Below are 19,429 nucleotides of genomic sequence, written 5' to 3'. Positions count from 1 at the left end.
CAGCCCATGAGTTATCAGGTCTTAGCCCGTAAATGGCGCCCACAAACCTTTGCTGACGTCGTCGGCCAGGAACATGTGCTGACCGCACTGGCGAACGGCTTGTCGTTAGGGCGCATTCATCACGCTTATCTCTTTTCCGGTACCCGCGGAGTCGGTAAGACCTCCATCGCCCGCCTGCTGGCGAAAGGGTTAAACTGTGAAACCGGCATCACCGCCACCCCCTGCGGCGTGTGCGATAACTGCCGGGAAATTGAACAGGGGCGCTTTGTCGATCTGATTGAGATTGACGCCGCCTCACGCACCAAAGTCGAAGATACCCGCGACCTGCTGGATAACGTCCAGTACGCGCCGGCCCGGGGCCGCTTCAAGGTCTATCTCATCGACGAAGTTCATATGCTGTCGCGCCACAGCTTCAATGCGTTATTAAAGACGCTGGAGGAGCCGCCGGCGCACGTCAAATTCCTGCTGGCGACGACGGATCCGCAGAAGCTGCCGGTGACGATCTTATCCCGCTGCCTGCAGTTCCACCTGAAGGCGCTGGACGTTGAACAGATCCGCCATCAGCTGGAGCATATTCTTGGCGAAGAGCAGATTGCCTTCGAGCCCCGCGCGCTGCAGCTGTTGTCGCGCGCCGCCGACGGCAGCCTGCGCGATGCCTTAAGCCTGACCGATCAGGCTATTGCCAGTGGAGAAGGGCAACTGACGGCGGCGTCGGTGAGCACCATGCTCGGCACCCTCGATGACGATCAGGCACTGTCGTTGATTGAAGCCCTGGTCGCCGCCGATGGCGAGCGAGTCATGGCGGGCGTCAATGACGCCGCCGCGCGCGGCGTTGAATGGGAGGCGCTGCTGGTGGAGATGCAGAGCCTGCTGCACCGCATCGCCATGGTTCAGCTGTCCCCTTCGGCGCTGGGCGCCGACATGGCCGCGGTCGAAGTGCGCATGCGCGAACTGGCGCGCACCGTACCGCCGGGCGACGTTCAGCTCTACTACCAAACGCTGCTGATTGGCCGCAAAGAGCTACCCTATGCCCCGGACCGGCGGATGGGCGTCGAAATGACGCTGCTGCGCGCCCTGGCGTTTCATCCGCGTAAGCCGCTGCCGGAGCCCGAGGTGCAGCCGGCGCAGGCCGCCGCGCCCGCGCCGCGCCAGCCGGTTTCCCCCGCAGCGCCGCAACAGCCGCCGCAGAGTTTGCCGCCGACCACCAGCCAGGTGCTGGCGGCCCGCAGCCACCTGCAGCGCAGCCAGGGAGCAACCACCCCAAAAAAGAGTGAACCGGCAGCCGCTTCCCGCGCGCGGCCGGTGAATAACGCTGCGCTGGAGCGACTGAGTTCGATTACCGAGCGCGTCCAGGCTCGTCCGGCCGCGGCGGCGCTGGAGCAGGCCCCGGCGAAGAAAGAGGCTTATCGCTGGAAGGCGACGACGGTGGTTGAAGAGACCAAAGTCGAAGTCGCCACGCCTAAAGCGCTGAAAAAAGCGCTGGAGCATGAAAAAACGCCTGAGCTGGCGGCCAAGCTTGCCGTTGAAGCGGTCGAGCGCGACAGCTGGGCGGCAGAAGTGAGCCAGTTGGCAGTACCGAAGCTGGTCGAGCAGGTGGCGCTCAACGCGTGGAAAGAGCAGGAGGGCAATCGCGTCTGTCTGCATCTGCGCACCAGCCAGCGCCACCTCAATTCCGCCGGCGCACAGCAAAAGCTGGCTGAAGCGCTGGGGGTGTTGTACGGTACGCCCGTTGAATTGACCATCGTGGAAGACGATAATCCCGCGATGCGCACGCCGCTGGAGTGGCGGCAGGCTATTTATGAAGAGAAGCTCGCGCAGGCGCGCGAAGCGATTATTGCGGATAATAACATTCAGACCCTGCGTCGTTTCTTTGACGCCGATCTGGATGAAGAGAGTATCCGCCCCATTTGACTGCAAGTTTGACTTGCAGTCAGTACCTTTAATGATGACTGACTGAGAGAGAAGCCTATGTTTGGTGGAAAAGGCGGCCTGGGTAACCTGATGAAGCAGGCCCAGCAGATGCAAGAAAAAATGCAGAAGATGCAGGAAGAGATCGCTCAGCTGGAAGTGACCGGCGAATCCGGCGCGGGTCTGGTGAAAGTGACCATTAACGGCGCGCACAACTGCCGCCGCGTGGAGATCGACCCAAGCCTGCTGGAAGATGACAAAGAGATGCTGGAAGATCTGGTGGCTGCCGCGTTCAACGACGCTGCGCGCCGTATCGAAGAGACCCAGAAAGAGAAGATGGCTTCCGTCTCTGCCGGTATGCAGCTGCCGCCAGGCTTCAAGATGCCGTTCTGATGCAAACCAGCCCGCTGTTAACTCAGCTTATGGAAGCACTGCGCTGTCTGCCGGGCGTCGGCCCGAAGTCGGCGCAGCGCATGGCGTTTACCCTGCTGCAGCGCGATCGCAGCGGCGGGATGCGTCTGGCGCAGGCGCTGACGCGCGCGATGTCGGAGATCGGCCACTGTGCCGATTGCCGCACCTTCACCGAGCAGGAGGTGTGCAATATCTGCAGCAACCCGCGTCGCCAGGAAAACGGCCAGATCTGCGTGGTGGAGAGTCCGGCGGACATCTACGCCATTGAGCAGACCGGGCAGTATTCCGGCCGCTACTTCGTGCTGATGGGGCACCTGTCGCCGCTCGACGGCATCGGGCCTGATGACATCGGGCTCGATCGCCTGGAGCAACGGCTGGAGGCGGAGTCGATCACCGAGGTGATCCTTGCCACCAACCCGACCGTTGAGGGCGAGGCGACAGCCAACTATATCGCGGAGCTGTGCGCGCAGTATGGCGTCGACGCCAGCCGAATCGCCCACGGCGTGCCGGTGGGCGGCGAGCTGGAGATGGTCGACGGCACCACGCTGTCCCACTCGCTGGCCGGTCGCCACAAGATTAGTTTCTGAACAAATGGAGGCGGCTATCGCCGCCTCCGCTTGAAAAATTTCCCCGCTGTCCCCATCTCCCACTCAACGGTTTTTTACCCATTTAAAATGGCATTGTTGAGGTTGAATCAGATGAAAGGACAAGAAACTCGTGGTTTTCAGTCAGAAGTAAAACAGCTTCTGCACCTGATGATCCATTCCCTCTATTCCAACAAAGAAATCTTTCTGCGTGAGCTGATTTCCAACGCCTCTGATGCGGCCGATAAGCTGCGTTTCCGCGCGCTGTCGCAGCCGGATTTGTATGAGGGAGACGGCGAGCTGCGCGTGCGGGTTTCGTTTGATAAAGACAACCGTACCCTGACCATTGCCGATAACGGTATCGGTATGAACCGGGAAGAGGTTATCGACCATCTCGGCACCATCGCCAAATCCGGCACCAAAGCGTTCCTCGAATCGATGGGTTCCGACCAGGCAAAAGATAGCCAGCTGATTGGCCAGTTCGGCGTCGGCTTCTATTCGGCCTTCATCGTGGCGGATAAAGTGACCGTCCGTACCCGTGCGGCAGGCGATAAACCTGAGAACGGCGTGTTCTGGGAATCCGCCGGCGAAGGGGAATATACCGTGGCCGACATCACCAAAGCCGATCGCGGGACCGAAATCACCCTGCATCTGCGCGAAGGTGAGGACGATTTCCTTAACGACTGGCGCGTGCGCTCCATCATCAGCAAGTATTCCGACCATATCGCGCTGCCGGTTGAGATTGAGAAACGGGAAGAGAAAGACGGTGAAACCGTTATCAGTTGGGAAAAAATCAACAAGGCGCAGGCCCTGTGGACTCGCAGCAAGTCTGAAGTTAACGACGACGAATACAAAGAATTCTACAAGCACATTGCCCATGACTATAGCGACCCGCTGACCTGGAGCCACAACCGCGTGGAAGGTAAGCAGGAGTACACCAGCCTGCTGTATATCCCGTCGCAGGCGCCGTGGGATATGTGGAACCGCGATCATAAACACGGCCTGAAGCTGTACGTCCAGCGTGTGTTCATCATGGACGACGCCGAGCAGTTTATGCCGAACTACCTGCGCTTCGTACGCGGCCTGATAGACTCCAACGATCTGCCGCTGAACGTCTCCCGTGAAATTCTGCAGGACAGCAGCGTGACCCGCAACCTGCGCACCGCGCTGACCAAACGCGCGCTGCAGATGCTGGATAAGCTGGCGAAAGACGACGCCGAAAAATATCAGACCTTCTGGAAACAGTTCGGCCTGGTGCTGAAAGAGGGGCCGGCGGAAGATCCGAGCAACCAGGAGGCGATCGCCAAACTGCTGCGCTTCGCGACCACCCATACTGACTCCTCCGCGCAGACCGTGTCGCTGGAAGAGTACGTCTCACGCATGAAAGAAGGTCAGGAGAAGATCTACTACATCACTGCCGACAGCTATGCGGCGGCGAAGAGCAGCCCGCACCTCGAGCTGCTGCGTAAGAAAGGGATCGAAGTGCTGCTGCTCTCCGATCGCATCGACGAGTGGATGATGAGCTACCTGACCGAGTTCGACGGCAAAGCGTTCCAGTCTGTCGCTAAAGCCGACGAGTCGCTGGACAAGCTGGCGGATGAAGTGGACGAGTCCACCAAAGAAGCCGAAAAAGCGCTGGAGCCGTTCGTTGAGCGTGTGAAAAACCTGCTTGGCGACCGGGTCAAAGAGGTGCGTCTGACCCATCGTCTGACCGATACCCCGGCGATTGTCACCACCGATGCCGACGAGATGAGCACCCAGATGGCGAAGCTTTTCGCGGCTGCGGGCCAGGCGGCGCCGGAAGTGAAATACATCTTCGAACTGAACCCGGCGCATCAGCTGGTGAAACGCGCAGCCGATACCCAGGATGACGCGCAGTTCGGCGAATGGGTGGAACTGCTGCTGGATCAGGCGCTGCTGGCCGAGCGCGGCACGCTGGAAGATCCGAACCAGTTTATCCGCCGTATGAACCAGCTGCTGGCTTCCTGACGCGAACCTGAACGAGTAGCCCGGCCGAGCGACGCGACGCCGGGAACGGGATAAATGCCCCGTCTGAGCGATTTGCTCAGACGGGGCATTTCACATTGGATTGCATAAAATATCTCACCATTAACCGTTTCAGCCGCACCGCCTTCCTTGAGCCATCGCCGTTCTGGTGGTATGGTTTAGCGTTTTTGAAAAATTGAATCGACTTTTGAGGGGATTTTCGTAATGCGTATTATTCTGCTTGGCGCTCCGGGCGCGGGTAAAGGAACTCAGGCTCAGTTCATCATGGAGAAATACGGTATTCCGCAAATCTCCACCGGCGATATGCTGCGCGCTGCGGTAAAATCCGGCTCTGAGCTCGGTAAGCAGGCGAAAGACATCATGGACGCCGGCAAGCTGGTGACCGATGAGCTGGTTATCGCGCTGGTTAAAGAGCGTATCGCCCAGGAAGATTGCCGTAACGGCTTCCTGCTGGACGGTTTCCCGCGCACTATTCCGCAGGCTGACGCCATGAAAGAAGCGGGCATTACCGTTGATTACGTGCTGGAATTCGACGTGCCGGACGAACTGATTGTCGACCGTATCGTTGGCCGTCGCGTTCACGCGGCATCCGGTCGCGTATACCACATCAAATTCAATCCGCCGAAGGTTGAAGGCAAAGACGACGTGACCGGCGAAGAGCTGACCACCCGTAAAGACGACCAGGAAGAGACCGTGCGTAAGCGTCTGGTGGAATATCATCAGATGACGGCGCCGCTGATCGGCTACTACACCAAAGAAGCGCAGGCGGGCAACACCAAATACGCCAAAGTTGACGGCACCAAAGCGGTGGCTGACGTGCGCGCCGAACTGGAAAAAATCCTCGGCTGATAAAGCCTTTTCTCATCCTGCTGCGGCAGGATGAGAACTCCTCTCATTCCTACCTTTTGCTATGATTGGTTCCGTTTAGCGCCATTTCAGCTACAATTGGCTGCGATTCAAATGGTTAAGAGGCGGTAATGGATCAGACGAAAACAGGTATCTTGCTGGCCAATTTAGGCACTCCCGATGCGCCCACCCCCGGTGCGGTGAAGCGTTATCTGCGACAATTCCTCAGCGACAAACGGGTGGTGGATACGTCTCGTCTGCTATGGTGGCCGCTGCTGCGCGGCGTCATACTGCCGATTCGCTCTCCCCGCGTGGCTAAACTCTATCAGTCCGTCTGGATGGAAGAGGGGTCGCCGCTGATGGTATACAGCCGTCGCCAGCAGCAGGCGCTGGCCGCCAGACTGCCGGATACCCCGGTGGCGCTGGGCATGAGCTATGGAACGCCGTCGCTGGCCAGCGCGGTGGATGATTTACTGGCGCAAGGGGTGGGGCACATCGTGGTGCTGCCGCTGTATCCGCAATATTCCTGCTCGACGGTGGCTGCCGTCTGGGATGAGCTGGCGCGGATCCTCGCGAAAAAACGCGCCATTCCCGGTATCTCGTTTATTCGCGATTACGCCGGGCACCCGGACTATATCCATGCTTTGGCGGCCAGCGTGCGCGCCTCGTTTGCCGTTCATGGGGAACCGGATCTGCTGCTGCTTTCCTATCATGGGATCCCGCAGCGCTATGCCAACCAGGGAGATGATTATCCTCAGCGCTGTCGTGATACCACGCGGGAACTGGTCTCCGCGCTGGGGCTGCCACCGGAGCGGGTGATGATGACCTTCCAGTCGCGCTTTGGCCGGGAACCCTGGCTGACGCCGTACACCGATGAGACGCTGAAGATGCTCGGCGAGAAAGGGACGAAGCATATTCAGGTGCTGTGCCCGGGCTTTGCCGCCGACTGTCTCGAAACGCTGGAAGAGATCGCCGTCCAGAACCGGGAAATCTTCCTCGAAGCGGGTGGCAAGCAATATGAATACATTCCGGCGCTTAACGCGGACGCCGCGCATATTGAGATGATGGTCAACCTGACCGCGCCTTATCGCTGATCGCGCGCAGGGCGGGGAATATGCTACTATTTCCCGCTTGTTCCCTGTTATTTAAGCGCCACTATGAAATTTCCCGGTAAACGCAAATCCAAACACTATTTTCCCGTTAACGCCCGCGACCCGCTGCTACAGCAAATTCAGCCGGAGAATGAATCCAGCGTCTCCTGGGTGGTGGGTATCGACCAGACGCTGGTGGATATCGAAGCGAAAGTGGATGAGGCGTTTATCGTGCGCTACGGCCTGAGCGCGGGCCACTCTCTGGTGATTGAAGATGATGTCGCCGAGGCGCTGTACCAGGAGCTGGTGCGCAATAATCTTATTACTCATCAGTTTGCCGGCGGCACGATCGGCAATACCATGCACAACTACTCGGTGCTGGCGGACGATCGCTCGGTGCTGCTTGGCGTCATGTGCAGTAATATCGAAATCGGCGGCTATGCCTATCGCTACCTGTGCAATACCTCCAGCCGTACCGATCTGAACTATCTGCAGGGCGTTGACGGCGCCATTGGCCGCTGCTTCACCCTGATCAGCGATAGCGGCGAGCGCACCTTCGCCATTAGCCCGGGTCATATGAACAAGCTGCGCCCGGAAAGCATTCCGGAAGCGGTGATCGCTGGCGCCTCGGCGCTGGTGCTGACCTCCTACCTGGTACGCTGCAAGCCGGGCGAGCCGATGCCGGACGCGACGATGAAAGCCATCGAGTATGCCAAAAAGCATGATGTGCCGGTGGTGTTAACTCTTGGTACCAAATACGTGATTGCCGATAACCCGGCGTGGTGGCAGCAGTTCCTGCAGGATCATGTCTCGATTCTGGCGATGAATGAAGAGGAAGGGGAAGCGCTGACCGGTTTTGCCGATCCGCTGTCGGCGGCGGACAAAGCGCTGGACTGGGTCGACCTGGTGCTGTGCACCGCCGGACCGGCGGGGCTATATATGGCGGGCTTCACCGAAGAAGAGGCGAAGCGTAAAACCCAGCATCCGCTGCTGCCGGGGGCGATCCCGGAATTTAACCAGTTTGAATTCAGTCGCGCGATGCGTCACCAGGACTGCGTCAATCCGCTGCGTATTTATTCGCACATCGCGCCGTATATGGGCGGCCCGGAGAAGATCATGAACACCAACGGCGCAGGCGACGGCGCGCTGGCGGCGCTGCTGCATGACATCACCGCCAATAACTACCATCGCAATAACGTACCCAACTCCAGCAAACACAAATGCAAATGGCTGACCTACTCCTCGCTGGCGCAGGTGTGTAAATATGCCAACCGCGTGAGCTATCAGGTGCTGAACCAGCACTCGCCGCGTTTAACCCGCGGCCTGCCGGAACGTGAGGACAGCCTGGAAGAGGCGTACTGGGATCGATAAGCGAGTCCCTCTCCCGATGGGAGAGGGCTGTACATCAGCCAGTGACCACTTCACCGGCGGGTGGCGTTTCCAGAAGCTGCAGCATGGCGCGGGCAATTTCCCGCTCGCCCATCACCACCTGATTGGCCCCACGGTCGATAATGTAATCCACTTCATCATCGTAATGGGCGCGGGCGATAATCTCGATATTCGGACATTTTTCCCGTGCGGAGGCGACAATCTCGCCGGCCTCATAGCCGTTGGGAATGGTCAGCAGCAGCCAGCGAGCGCAGTCGAGATGCGCCAGCTCCATGATCTCTTCATTGGCGGCATTGCCCAGCACCGCGCTGATCCCGCGCTCGCGTAGCTCATCCACGCGGGTGCGCGAGGTTTCAACCACCACCAGCGGGATCCCCTGGGCCATCAGCTTCTCGCCCAGCAGGCTGCCGACGCGGCCGAAGCCGACCAGCAGCGCGTGGTTGCAGATATCGACCGGCACCTGCTTCTCGTCTTCCAGCACCTCTTCCAGGGTCTGCTCGTCGAGGGTTTCGGTTTTATCGAGATATTTCTCCAGCAGGGTAAACAGCACCGGGTTGAGCATAATCGAGATGATCGCCCCGGCCAGCACCAGGTTTTGCCCGGCCTGCGGCAGCAGGTTAAGCGCCATCCCCAGGCCGGCGAGAATAAAGGCAAATTCACCAATCTGCGCCAGGCTGGCGGCAATCGTCAGTGCGGTACGCGGCGAGTGGCCAAACATACGCACGAGGAAAAAGGCGGCTGCGGATTTACCAAAGATAATGATCGCCAGCGTCGCCAGCACCGCCAGCGGCTGCTGGACCAGCACCATTGGGTCAAACAGCATGCCGACGGAGACAAAGAACAGCACCGCGAAGGCGTCGCGCAGCGGCAGGGTGTCATGGGCGGCGCGGTGGCTCAGCTCGGATTCATTAAGCACCATGCCGGCAAAGAAGGCGCCGAGGGCGAAGGAGACATCAAACAGCTCCACGGCGCCGAAGGCGATGCCCAGCGCCAGGGCCAGCACCGACAGGGTGAACAGCTCGCGCGAGCCGGTGGCCGCGCTGCGGGACATGATCCACGGCACCAGCCGACGGCCGACCAGCATCATGATGGCGATAAAGGCCACCACTTTGCCAATGGTGATCCCGAGGTCGAGGGCGAGGGAAGCGAAGCCGACGTTGCCTTTCTCCGCCATACCGGCCACTGCCGGCAGCAGGACCAGCGTCAGGACCATCACCAGGTCTTCCACAATCAGCCAGCCGATGGCGATCTGCCCGCGCTGACTGTCAATCAGCTGTCGTTCCTCCAGGGCGCGCAGCAGCACCACGGTACTGGCGGTGGAGAGACACAGGCCAAAGACGATGCCGGTCATCAGCGACCAGCCAAGGGCGGCGGAGAGCGCCATACCCAACAGCGTCGCCACAGCTATCTGGGCGATGGCCCCGGGAATGGCGATCGACTTTACCGCCATCAGATCCTTGAGGGAAAAATGCAGCCCGACGCCGAACATCAGCAGGATCACGCCGAGTTCCGCCAGTTCCGGAGCCAGTTTGGTGTCAGCAACAAAGCCAGGGGTGAAAGGTCCGGCCAGCACGCCCGCTAAGAGATATCCCACCAGAGGAGAAATACGTAGCTTATTGGCAATCATGCCGAGAATAAAGGCGAGCACGAGGCCGCCGACAATGGTGGTGATTAGCGGTGTTGCGTGGTGCATTCCGTCTCCTTTCCAGTGGTGAATCGGTCCATTTTGCTACCCTGTCCGCGTAATAGTTTATGACAAAAACGTTCACTTTGTTTATGAATAATTCTTGAATTGTGCAAAAAAATGCAATTAGGGGATGAAAAGGCACAGAAGGGAAAATCGAGGGAGGAATGCGCGCATCAGGCCGATGGCGCAAGGGGTAACGGCGGCCAACGTTACACTTTGGCCGCCGGATAATCAGGCTTTTTGCCGGTTATCAGGAAGAAATATCGTCAGGAATCCCAGCAGCGGCAGGAAGGCGCAGATTTTATACACCAGGTCGATACTGGTATGGTCCGCCAGCAGGCCCAGCACCGCGGCGCCAAGGCCGCCCATGCCAAAGGCGAAGCCGAAAAACAGACCAGAAACCATACCGATACGTCCCGGCAGCAGCTCCTGGGCATAGACCAGGATAGCGGAGAAGGCCGAGGCGAGGATAAAACCAATGATCACCGTTAAAATCCCGGTCCATTCAAGGCTGGCGTAGGGTAAAACAAGGGTGAAGGGCGCCACGCCGAGGATAGAGCCCCAAATAACGTATTTTCGCCCAATCTTATCGCCAACGGGCCCGCCAATCACCGTCCCGGCGGCCACCGCGAACAGGAAGGCAAACAGATGCAGCTGGGCATTTTGCACCGATAAGCCGAACTTATGCATCAGATAAAACGTGTAATAGCTGCTGATGCTCGCCATATAGAAATATTTCGAGAAAATCAGCATCAGCAGAATACCTACCGCCAGAATCACCTTATTGCGCGGCAGCGGATTGACGATCGCCGGCTTCGGTTTGCCCTTATTCATCCGGTGCTGTGCGGCGTACCAGCGGCTGATTTGCGACAGCACGACGATAGCCAGCAGGGCGGCCAGTACGAACCAGGCGACGTTGCCTTTACCATACGGGGCGATGATCACCGCCGCCAGCAGCGGACCAAGCGAACTGCCGAAGTTGCCGCCGACCTGGAACAGCGACTGGGCCAGGCCGTGACGGCCGCCGGAGGCCATCCGCGCTACGCGGGACGATTCCGGATGGAAAACCGAGGAACCGGTACCCACCAGCGCGGCGGCCAGCAGCACCATACCGAAGCTACCGGCCAGCGCCAGGAGGATCAAACCGCAGAGGGTAAAGCACATGCCCACCGGCAGCGACCACGGCATCGATCGTTTATCGGTAATATAGCCAATCACCGGCTGGAACAGCGATGAGGTGAGCTGGAAGGTGAGAGTGATCATCCCGATCTGCACAAAGGTAAGGGAGAACTCGGCCTGCAGCAGCGGGTAGATCGCGAGAATGAGCGACTGGATCATATCGTTAAGCAAATGGGACAGGCTGATCGCGCCTAAGATGCCAAACGAGGTGCGCGCTTTTTGCGGCGGCGCAGCGGGGCCGGACACGGGTTGAGCGGTCTGATTGATTGCCATAGGTTCACGTCACTTTTTTATATAGCTTTCGTTATTTGTACGCCATGCGACTGCCCTGATTTTCCCGGCTACTGCATGGGAAATATGACGAACGGGCTAACGCACTGCCATACAACGCGAAGGCGTATAGAGGATGCAGGTGGAATTATTATCCAACTAACATACCTGCTGACAAGGTTTGAAGGAAGTCGCAATTCTGAAAACATATTTGTCAATGCGGCTAACTCGCTATACTTTCGGCACTTGGGATTAAGTCAGGGAGTGAAGCATGCATTGTTTAAAACACAGCGTGGCGCTGGCGTTATTCGCCGCGTTATCGCTGGGCAGCCTGTCCGCGCAGGCCTATGAGCAGGATAAAACCTATAAAATTACCATCCTGCACACCAACGATCACCACGGCCATTTCTGGCGCAATGACTACGGCGAATATGGCCTCGCGGCGCAGAAAACGCTGGTGGACGGTATTCGTAAAGAGGTGGCGGCTGAAGGCGGTAGCGTTCTGCTGCTGTCCGGCGGGGATATCAATACCGGGGTGCCGGAGTCTGATTTACAGGATGCAGAGCCCGATTTTCGCGGCATGAACCTGATCGGCTACGACGCGATGGCGGTGGGGAACCACGAGTTTGATAATCCGCTGAGCGTGCTGCGCCAGCAGGAAAAGTGGGCGAAGTTCCCGTTCCTGTCGGCCAATATTTATCAGAAAAGCACCGGCGAACGGCTGTTCAAACCCTGGGCGCAGTTTAAGCGCGGCGGGTTAAAAATCGCGGTGATTGGCTTAACCACTGACGATACGGCCAAGATTGGCAATCCAGAATATTTCACCGATATCGAATTCCGCAAACCGGCGGAAGAGGCGAAGCTGGTGATCCAGGAGCTGCAGCAGAATGAAAAGCCGGACGTGATCCTGGCCACCACCCATATGGGCCACTATGACAACGGCAACCACGGCTCTAACGCGCCGGGGGATGTCGAGATGGCGCGGAGTTTACCCACGGGCTCGCTGGCGATGATCGTCGGCGGTCACTCGCAGGATCCGGTGTGCATGGCGTCGGAAAATAAAAAGCAGGTCGACTATGTGCCAGGGACGCCGTGCGCCCCGGATCGTCAGAACGGCATCTGGATCGTCCAGGCGCATGAGTGGGGCAAATACGTCGGCCGCGCCGATTTTGAGTTCCGCAACGGCGAGATGAAGCTGGTGCACTATCAGCTGATCCCGGTCAACCTGAAGAAAAAAGTGACTTACGATAACGGCCAAAGCGAGCGGGTGCTGTATACGCCGCAGATCGCGGAGAACCCGCAGATGATGTCGCTGCTGACGCCGTTCCAGAACAAAGGTAAGGCGCAACTGCAGGTCAAGATCGGCAGCGTGAATGGTCATCTGGAGGGCGATCGCAGTAAAGTGCGTTTCGTGCAGACCAATATGGGCCACCTGCTGCTGGCGGCGCAGATGGCGCGCAGTAATGCGGATTTCGCGGTGATGAGCGGCGGCGGGATCCGCGACTCCATTGAGGCGGGCGATATCACCTACAAGGATGTGATGAAGGTCCAGCCGTTTGGCAATGTGCTGACCTATGTCGATATGAGCGGCAAGGAGGTGGTGGATTACCTGACCGCCGTCGCGCAGATGAAGCCAGATTCCGGCGCCTATCCGCAGTTTGCCAACGTCAGCTTTGTGGCCAAAGACGGCAAGTTGAACGATCTGAAAATCAAAGGCGAACCGGTGGATCCGTCGAAGACCTATCGGATGGCGACGCTGAGCTTTAACGCCACCGGCGGCGATGGTTACCCGAACATCGCCGATAAACCTGGGTATGTGAATACCGGCTTTATCGATGCCGAAGTGCTGAAAGAGTATATCGAGAAGAACTCGCCGCTGGATGCCGCCGCCTATGAGCCGAAAGGCGAGGTGAGCTGGCAGTAAGCCTGGGTTTCGGGTGAGCTATTTCCACGGTGGCGCTACGCTTACCGTGGCTATGAGTTGGGGAGCCCGGATAAGGCGCGTGCGCCGCTATCCGGGATAGTGTTATCAATCGCGGCGGGCGATATCGGCGAACTTCGCATCCAAAAGCTGCGCCAGATCGCTGGCCGCCAGCTCAATATCCAGCCCGCGTTTGCCGCCGGAAATATAGATAGTGGCAAATTCCTGCGCCGGGGAGTCAATCACCGTCGGCAGGCGCTTCTTCTGCCCCAGCGGACTGATACCGCCTACCAGATAGCCGGTGATACGCTGCGCCACCATCGGGTCGGCCATGTCGACTTTCTTGGCGCCCAGCGCTTTCGCCACTTTCTTCAAATCCAGTTGCCCGGCGACCGGGGTGACAGCGACCGCCAGATGCTTCATATCGCCATTAACGGCGACCAGCAGGGTCTTGTAAACCTGATCGGCATTGAGGCCGAGCTTGCGCACCACTTCATCACCGAAGTTGGTCTCATTGGGATCGTGATCGTAACTGTGGATCTGAAAGGGAATTTTGTTTATTTCGAGTAATTTAACGGCGGGAGTCATAGCTATCCTTCTTACCAACCGGTTTTGCGTGACGTCAGAATACGCCCGCAGGTTGTCTAAAAAATAGTACCATCTTGCGCAATAGTGTTGGCAGTGATGGTCACTTTGAGCGACAATCAGACGATCCGGGATACAAATCCCGGGATAATAATAATGATGAAATTCCTCTTTGACGGGCCAATAGCAATATTGGCCATTTTTTTATGTCAGCATATCCGGCAGATTCCCTTCGCCATACAGATGCAGCGCGCCGACGGCGACCACGTAGCGCCCCGGCGGCAAGGCCAGCAGCGTCTCGCGCCAGGCGAGATTGCGCTGATGCATCAGCACATCATATAAAGACTGGCTGAAGGTCGTCGGCAGCGATACCGCACCGCGCGACGGCGGTTGCTCCAGCCACCAGCCGATCATGACCTGCAGTAAACGGGCGTTGGTGCGCCAGTGGGTCAGCGTATCTTCCAGCAGCGCCATTCCGCCATCGGGCAGGTCGCGCAGCAGCGCGATCTGGCTGTCGGCGCCTTCCAGCTCCATCACCGCTATGTTGCTCTCGCGGGCGGCCATCAGCAACTGATAATCGATACCGTAATCCGGCCGCAGCCCCAGCTTCTGCGCCTGGGTGGCCTGCAGAACCATCGCCACCTGCCACAGCGGCTGGCTGTCGAACAGCTCGACCGACAGGCCCAGCTCGCCGGCTCGCGCTTGTAGCTCGCTCAGCTGCGCGTCGCTCAGGCGCTCCGCCAGCGGCGGATAAGCGGGGAGATTGCTAAACGGGGTTTCATTGCCGCTGATATCGGCCTCGACGATTAACGCATCGGCCTGACGTATTTTTTTCAGCAGTTTCGCTGGCGGCGGCGCCATGTCGCGGGTGCCCATATGGATGCTGCCGACGAGGTGCAGATAGCGTTCGCCGGGCAGGACGATATCCATCGCAGGCCAGGAATAAGACGAGCCGACGGCGGCTCGCCACAGCATTTTTATCCGGTTTAACAGGCCCATACGCGCTCCGAAGTGTGAGGCATTCATGCTAGCGCATATGGTGATACACGTCACCCTTCCGGCGGGCTTTTCTTGTCCCGGAAAAAAAGCGGGCGCCGATCCTGTCAGCGTCCGCTTTCCTGCAGCAGCGTTTACTCTTTTGGTTTAAAGCGCAACAGGCGGTTAGCGTTACTCACCACGGTGATCGACGATAGCGCCATCGCCGCGCCGGCGACCACCGGATTGAGCAGCGTGCCGGTCAGCGGCCAGAGGATCCCGGCGGCAATCGGGATGCCCAGCGAGTTGTAGACAAAGGCCCCCAGCAGGTTCTGCTTCATATTGCGTAAGGTCGCCTTCGAAATCGCCAGCGCATCGGCCACGCCGTGAAGACTATGGCGCATCAGGGTGATCGCCGCGGTTTCAATAGCGACATCGCTGCCGCCGCCCATGGCGATCCCGACATCCGCCTGCGCCAGCGCGGGGGCATCGTTAATCCCATCGCCAACCATCGCCACTTTGTGTCCCTGGCTCTGCAGACGCTTAATGGCGTCGGCTTTACCGTCCGGCAGCACGCCGGCAATCACTTCATCAATGCCGGCTTCTTTGGCGATGGCATTCGCGGTAGTGGGGTTATCCCCGGTGAGCATCACCAGGCGGTAGCCCTGACGATGCAGGCGCGCCAGGGCGTCGACGCTGTCTTCGCGCAGTGGGTCATGGATGGCGAACAGCGCGGCCGCCTGACCATCCACCGCCAGCAGCACCGGCGTAGCGCCGCGCGAGGCCTGCGCCATCATCTCGCTTTCTATATCGCTGGTGGCGATATGCTGCTCGTTGAGCAGCGCCTGGTTGCCGAGCAGCAGGCGATGACCTTCCGCCTCACCGCTAACGCCAAGGCCGCGCAGGGTGCGGAAGCCGCTCACTTCCGGCAACGGGCTGTCTCCGGCTTTATCGAGGATCGCTCGCGCCAGCGGATGGCTTGAGCCCTGCTCGAGCGCGGCGGCAAGACGCAGCGCGGTAATCTCATCAACGCCAGCGAAAGTTTTCACCGCCACCACCTGCGGCTTACCTTCGGTCAGGGTGCCGGTTTTATCGAACACCAGGGTGTCGAGTTCACTGGCGCGCTGCAGCGCATCGGCGTCGCGCACCAGTACGCCGTATTCCGCCGCCCGGCCAACGCCGGAGATGATCGACATTGGCGTCGCCAGCCCTAAGGCGCACGGACAGGCGATAATCAGCACCGTGGTGGCGATCACCAGGGTATAGACGATCTGCGGCGCCGGGCCGAAGAAGTACCAGATCGCCGCGCTAATCAGCGCAATGGCGACCACCGCCGGGACAAACACCGCGGAGATTTTATCCGCCAGCTGGCCGATCTCCGGCTTGCTGCTCTGCGCCTGGCGCACCATGCGGATAATACGTGCCAGCGTGGTCTGGCTGCCGACGGCGCTGGCGGTGAACAGCACGCTGCCGTCCTGCACCACGGTGCCGGCGTGAATGGCATCGCCATCGCCTTTTTGCTGTGGTACCGGTTCGCCGGTGAGCATCGCTTCATCAAACCAGGCTTCGCCCTGGCTTATCACGCCGTCAACCGGAACGCGATCGCCAGTGGTCAGGCGCAGCGTCATGCCGGCCTGAACTTCAGCGAGCGGCAGATCCTTTTCTCCCTCAGGGGTCACCACGCGGGCTGAAGGCGGCGTCAGGTCGAGCAGTTTTTCCAGCGCTTTTGAGGAGCGCTGGCGGGCGCGGGCCTCCAGCATATGGCCGAGGTTAATCAGGCCGATAATCATTGCGCTGGCTTCGTAATAGAGATGGCGGGCTTCCATCGGGAACCACTGTGGCCACAGGTTGACGCTCATCGAGTACAGCCAGGCGACGCCGGTACCGAGGGCCACCAGCGTATCCATGGTGGCGGTGCCGTTTTTCAGGCTTTTCCACGCGCTGCGGTAGAAGTGCCCACCGGCGAAGACCATCACCGCAAGGGTGACGAGGCCGATGACCAGCCACAGCGAACGGTTGTCGTCGCTGACCATCATGTTATCGCCGATCATGCCCCAGACCATCACCGGCACGCCGACCAGCAGGGCGACAATCGCCTGCCAGCGAAAACGTTTCATGGTGGCGATGGCGGTTTCCTGCTGACGTTCGCGGCGTTCCAGATCGTCCTCGATCGCCTCCGCGCCGTAGCCCGCTTTCTCCACCGCCTGCACTAATTCTGCGGCGGACGCACTGCCCATCACCAGCGCCGTGCGTTCCGCCAGGTTAACCCGCGCCTGTGAGACGCCCGGCACCGCGGCAAGCGCGTTCTGTACCCGGGAGACGCAGCTGGCGCAGCTCATGCCGTTGATCAGCAGCTGTTGACTGTCATCTTCGTCATGGGCTGCCGGAAGCTCAGGAGTGGCCGCTGTCAGTGCTTCCGACGGGATTGATGATTCTGCCAGCGGTTTAGCCTTTGGGTGGCTGAGCTCCGCGCCGTATCCGGCTTGTTTAACGGTTTCAATCAGCGCTTGTGCGCTGGCGCTGCCCGTCACATGGGCTTCAGTGAGGGTGACTTCCGCTTGCTCAACGTCAGGACGCTGCTCCAGACTCTCTTTCACGCGTTTGACGCAGTGGCCGCAGGAGAGGCCATCCAGCGTCAGGTCGATAGTGTTAGACATAAATAACTCCTGAATAATTTTCCGGTCAACGATTGACCAGAACCACTCTTTCATCGAGTATTAAGAAGGTTAAACCTTCCAGCAAGGGGAAGGTCAAGGAGAAAAAATGAATATCAGCGATGTGGCGAAAAAAACCGGCTTAACCAGCAAAGCGATTCGTTTTTACGAAGAAAAGGGGCTGGTGACGCCGCCGTTGCGCAGCGAAAACGGCTACCGCACCTACGGTCAGCAGCATCTCGATGAACTGACGCTGCTGCGCCAGGCGCGGCAGGTGGGGTTTAATCTGGAAGAGTGCCGCGAGCTGGTGGCCTTGTTCAACGACCCGTCGCGGCACAGCGCCGATGTGAAAAAACGCACGCTGGAGAAAGTGGCGGATATCGAGAACCATATCCGCGAGCTGCAAAATATGCGCGCGCACCTGCTGGCGCTGGCCGAATCCTGTCCCGGCGACGACAGCGCGGAATGCCCGATTATCGATAATCTTTCCGGCTGCTGTCATCGCAAGGCGCAGGCTTAACGAACGACGGGTCTGATCCGTAGCGTAATCCCTTCCACGGCGACCACTTCGACTTGACTGCCTGGGGTGAGGTCCTCGTCAGCCATCACCGGCCATGAGCTGTCGCCCACGCGCACGTGGCCGCGGCCGTTTACCAGCGGGGCATCCAGCGTCAAACGGCGGCCTATCAGCTGCTGCCCGCGCTGGTTGAGTTGAGCATCGGCAGGACGCTGCAGTTTGACGCGCTTGCGCAGCCACTTCGACCACAGCCACGCCGCCAGCAGAGTGAGGACGGCAAACAGCGTGCCTTGCCATTCCCAGCTCAGCGGCAGGAGCCAGGTCAGGGCGCCGGTCACCACGCCGGCGACGCCGCTCCACAGCAGGTATCCGCTGCCGCCCAGCATCTCGGCCGCCAGCAGCAGCCCGCCGAGGCTTAGCCAGAACAGATGAGGGTGGGCGAGGATCATGTCGATCATGATTTTTTCCGATCGCCAGCGCCTTCTTTGATCAGCTCGCTGATCCCGGCGATCGATCCCATCAGGCTGCTGGCATCCAGCGGCATCAGCACCACTTTACTGTTGTTGGCGGCGCCAATCTGCTGCAGCGCATCGGTGTATTTCTGCGCCACGAAGTAGTTGATCGCCTGAATATCGCCTGAGGCGATCGCCGAGGAGACCATCTGGGTGGCGCGGGCTTCCGCTTCAGCGGAACGCTCGCGGGCCTCCGCCTGCAGGAAGGCGGACTGCCGCTCGCCCTCCGCCTTGAGGATCTGCGACTGCTTTTCCCCTTCCGCTTTCAGAATTTCCGCCTGACGCACCCCTTCGGCCTCAAGGATATAGGCGCGTTTGGTACGTTCGGCTTTCATCTGGGCGTTCATCGAGGCGATAAGCTCCGCCGGTGGGCGAACGTCGCGAATTTCGACGCGGGTGATTTTCACCCCCCACGGGTTGGTGGCGTCGTCAACGATATGCAGCAGGCGGGTGTTAATGCTGTCGCGCTGGGAGAGCATTTCGTCCAGCTCCATCGAGCCGAGCACGGTACGAATGTTGGTCATCGTCAGGTTGACGATCGCCTGCTCAAGATTGCTGACCTCGTAGGCGGCCTTTGGCGCGTCAACCACCTGAATAAAGCAAACGGCGTCGATGGTGACGTTGGCGTTATCTCTGGAGATAACCTCCTGTGAGGGGATGTCGAGCACCTGCTCCATCATGTTCACTTTGCGGCCGATGCGGTCCATAAACGGCACGACTAAGCTTAATCCCGGCTGCAGCGTCTGGGTAAAACGCCCGAAGCGCTCCACCGTCCACTGGTAGCCCTGCGGGACGATTTTCACCGCCGCGGCCACAATGACCAGCGCGACGAAAATAAGGATAGGAATAAAAATCAGCATCAAAAACCTCCTGTCTTGTTGCCTGGTGAAGCG

General features: G+C 59.3%; 16 protein-coding genes and 1 other annotated feature. Of the genes, 9 read left to right on the top strand and 7 right to left on the bottom strand.

Annotated features, from left to right (window positions below; genetic code table 11):
- Window positions 1–6: 6 nt before the first annotated feature.
- The 7 genes from dnaX (at window position 7) to ACLEXF_RS13185 (ending at window position 8,218) form a co-directional block, all read left to right on the top strand.
- On the top strand, window positions 7–1,911 hold the full coding sequence (dnaX, locus tag ACLEXF_RS13215) for a DNA polymerase III subunit gamma/tau (protein WP_288464506.1): 1,905 nt from the start codon (window positions 7–9) through the stop codon (window positions 1,909–1,911).
- Window positions 1,244–1,308 (top strand) — a sequence feature (DnaX frameshifting element). (Overlaps the previous gene by 65 nt.)
- 57 nt (window positions 1,912–1,968) lie before the next feature.
- Window positions 1,969–2,301 carry a YbaB/EbfC family nucleoid-associated protein gene (locus ACLEXF_RS13210; protein WP_002892173.1) on the top strand — a complete coding sequence of 111 codons (333 nt, stop codon included), beginning with the start codon at window positions 1,969–1,971 and terminating at the stop codon, window positions 2,299–2,301.
- Window positions 2,301–2,906, top strand: a complete 606-nt coding sequence (recR, locus tag ACLEXF_RS13205; protein ID WP_407259909.1) for a recombination mediator RecR — start codon at window positions 2,301–2,303, stop codon at window positions 2,904–2,906. The genes ACLEXF_RS13210 and recR overlap by 1 nt, the downstream gene beginning before the upstream one ends.
- Window positions 2,907–3,017: 111 nt before the next feature.
- A complete protein-coding gene (gene htpG / locus ACLEXF_RS13200) occupies window positions 3,018–4,892 on the top strand; it encodes a molecular chaperone HtpG (RefSeq protein ID WP_004177228.1) in 1,875 nt (624 codons plus the stop codon).
- 222 nt (window positions 4,893–5,114) lie between these two features.
- The gene (gene adk / locus ACLEXF_RS13195) at window positions 5,115–5,759 is read left to right on the top strand and encodes an adenylate kinase (protein ID WP_002892184.1); all 645 of its coding nucleotides are present in this window, start codon (window positions 5,115–5,117) and stop codon (window positions 5,757–5,759) included.
- Between the two features lie 128 nt (window positions 5,760–5,887).
- Window positions 5,888–6,850 (top strand): ferrochelatase, encoded by a 963-nt coding sequence (hemH, locus tag ACLEXF_RS13190; protein ID WP_407259908.1) that lies wholly within the window; start codon window positions 5,888–5,890, stop codon window positions 6,848–6,850.
- Between the two features lie 63 nt (window positions 6,851–6,913).
- Window positions 6,914–8,218, top strand: a complete 1,305-nt coding sequence (locus ACLEXF_RS13185; protein WP_032455647.1) for an inosine/guanosine kinase — start codon at window positions 6,914–6,916, stop codon at window positions 8,216–8,218.
- A gap of 34 nt (window positions 8,219–8,252) precedes the next feature.
- Here ACLEXF_RS13185 and ybaL read toward each other — a convergent pair whose 3' ends face one another.
- Window positions 8,253–9,929: a YbaL family putative K(+) efflux transporter gene (gene ybaL / locus ACLEXF_RS13180; RefSeq protein WP_004204732.1), complete on the bottom strand. Its 1,677-nt coding sequence runs from the start codon at window positions 9,927–9,929 to the stop codon at window positions 8,253–8,255.
- Between the two features lie 225 nt (window positions 9,930–10,154).
- On the bottom strand, window positions 10,155–11,375 hold the full coding sequence (locus ACLEXF_RS13175; protein WP_004204731.1) for an MFS transporter: 1,221 nt from the start codon (window positions 11,373–11,375) through the stop codon (window positions 10,155–10,157).
- 268 nt (window positions 11,376–11,643) lie between these two features.
- On the opposite strand from ACLEXF_RS13175, the gene ushA reads away from it, so the two are divergent.
- Window positions 11,644–13,296 carry a bifunctional UDP-sugar hydrolase/5'-nucleotidase UshA gene (ushA, locus tag ACLEXF_RS13170; protein ID WP_135730535.1) on the top strand — a complete coding sequence of 551 codons (1,653 nt, stop codon included), beginning with the start codon at window positions 11,644–11,646 and terminating at the stop codon, window positions 13,294–13,296.
- A gap of 105 nt (window positions 13,297–13,401) precedes the next feature.
- Here ushA and ybaK read toward each other — a convergent pair whose 3' ends face one another.
- The 3 genes from ybaK to copA all read right to left on the bottom strand — a co-directional run bounded on the left by ybaK (window position 13,402) and on the right by copA (window position 17,510).
- Window positions 13,402–13,881, bottom strand: coding sequence for a Cys-tRNA(Pro)/Cys-tRNA(Cys) deacylase YbaK (gene ybaK, locus ACLEXF_RS13165; RefSeq protein ID WP_080847332.1), 480 nt, complete (start codon window positions 13,879–13,881; stop codon window positions 13,402–13,404).
- A gap of 201 nt (window positions 13,882–14,082) precedes the next feature.
- The gene (locus ACLEXF_RS13160) at window positions 14,083–14,877 is read right to left on the bottom strand and encodes a TraB/GumN family protein (protein WP_023319864.1); all 795 of its coding nucleotides are present in this window, start codon (window positions 14,875–14,877) and stop codon (window positions 14,083–14,085) included.
- 131 nt (window positions 14,878–15,008) lie between these two features.
- Entirely contained in the window at window positions 15,009–17,510 is a 2,502-nt protein-coding gene (gene copA / locus ACLEXF_RS13155) for a copper-exporting P-type ATPase CopA (protein ID WP_407259907.1), read from the bottom strand.
- A gap of 106 nt (window positions 17,511–17,616) precedes the next feature.
- Between copA and cueR the strand changes: the two genes are divergently transcribed.
- Window positions 17,617–18,027 carry a Cu(I)-responsive transcriptional regulator gene (cueR, locus tag ACLEXF_RS13150; protein WP_004204725.1) on the top strand — a complete coding sequence of 137 codons (411 nt, stop codon included), beginning with the start codon at window positions 17,617–17,619 and terminating at the stop codon, window positions 18,025–18,027.
- Here cueR and ACLEXF_RS13145 read toward each other — a convergent pair.
- Window positions 18,024–18,482 (bottom strand): NfeD family protein, encoded by a 459-nt coding sequence (locus ACLEXF_RS13145; RefSeq protein WP_151628475.1) that lies wholly within the window; start codon window positions 18,480–18,482, stop codon window positions 18,024–18,026. The two genes, cueR and ACLEXF_RS13145, sit on opposite strands and share 4 nt — an antisense overlap.
- A complete protein-coding gene (locus ACLEXF_RS13140) occupies window positions 18,479–19,396 on the bottom strand; it encodes an SPFH domain-containing protein (protein ID WP_004204723.1) in 918 nt (305 codons plus the stop codon). Before ACLEXF_RS13140 ends, ACLEXF_RS13145 begins: the two co-directional genes overlap by 4 nt.
- Window positions 19,397–19,429 lie beyond the last annotated feature (33 nt).

This window comes from Klebsiella pneumoniae complex sp. WS1778 (genome assembly GCF_049472055.1).
Lineage (GTDB): Bacteria > Pseudomonadota > Gammaproteobacteria > Enterobacterales > Enterobacteriaceae > Klebsiella > Klebsiella quasipneumoniae.
Note: the sequence above shows the minus strand (reverse complement) of the source record. Positions and strands in the feature narration are given on the sequence as shown.

What these genes read in the sequence shown, in the direction of transcription:
- ACLEXF_RS13140 (WP_004204723.1), bottom strand. Translation starts at nt 19,396, where the DNA reads ATGCTGATTTTTATTCCTATCCTTATTTTCGTCGCGCTGGTCATTGTG.
- htpG (WP_004177228.1), top strand. Translation starts at nt 3,018, where the DNA reads ATGAAAGGACAAGAAACTCGTGGTTTTCAGTCAGAAGTAAAACAGCTT.
- adk (WP_002892184.1), top strand. Translation starts at nt 5,115, where the DNA reads ATGCGTATTATTCTGCTTGGCGCTCCGGGCGCGGGTAAAGGAACTCAG.
- ACLEXF_RS13160 (WP_023319864.1), bottom strand. Translation starts at nt 14,877, where the DNA reads ATGGGCCTGTTAAACCGGATAAAAATGCTGTGGCGAGCCGCCGTCGGC.
- ACLEXF_RS13210 (WP_002892173.1), top strand. Translation starts at nt 1,969, where the DNA reads ATGTTTGGTGGAAAAGGCGGCCTGGGTAACCTGATGAAGCAGGCCCAG.
- ACLEXF_RS13145 (WP_151628475.1), bottom strand. Translation starts at nt 18,482, where the DNA reads ATGATCGACATGATCCTCGCCCACCCTCATCTGTTCTGGCTAAGCCTC.
- ushA (WP_135730535.1), top strand. Translation starts at nt 11,644, where the DNA reads ATGCATTGTTTAAAACACAGCGTGGCGCTGGCGTTATTCGCCGCGTTA.
- ACLEXF_RS13175 (WP_004204731.1), bottom strand. Translation starts at nt 11,375, where the DNA reads ATGGCAATCAATCAGACCGCTCAACCCGTGTCCGGCCCCGCTGCGCCG.
- recR (WP_407259909.1), top strand. Translation starts at nt 2,301, where the DNA reads ATGCAAACCAGCCCGCTGTTAACTCAGCTTATGGAAGCACTGCGCTGT.
- ybaL (WP_004204732.1), bottom strand. Translation starts at nt 9,929, where the DNA reads ATGCACCACGCAACACCGCTAATCACCACCATTGTCGGCGGCCTCGTG.
- copA (WP_407259907.1), bottom strand. Translation starts at nt 17,510, where the DNA reads ATGTCTAACACTATCGACCTGACGCTGGATGGCCTCTCCTGCGGCCAC.
- ACLEXF_RS13185 (WP_032455647.1), top strand. Translation starts at nt 6,914, where the DNA reads ATGAAATTTCCCGGTAAACGCAAATCCAAACACTATTTTCCCGTTAAC.
- cueR (WP_004204725.1), top strand. Translation starts at nt 17,617, where the DNA reads ATGAATATCAGCGATGTGGCGAAAAAAACCGGCTTAACCAGCAAAGCG.
- dnaX (WP_288464506.1), top strand. Translation starts at nt 7, where the DNA reads ATGAGTTATCAGGTCTTAGCCCGTAAATGGCGCCCACAAACCTTTGCT.
- hemH (WP_407259908.1), top strand. Translation starts at nt 5,888, where the DNA reads ATGGATCAGACGAAAACAGGTATCTTGCTGGCCAATTTAGGCACTCCC.
- ybaK (WP_080847332.1), bottom strand. Translation starts at nt 13,881, where the DNA reads ATGACTCCCGCCGTTAAATTACTCGAAATAAACAAAATTCCCTTTCAG.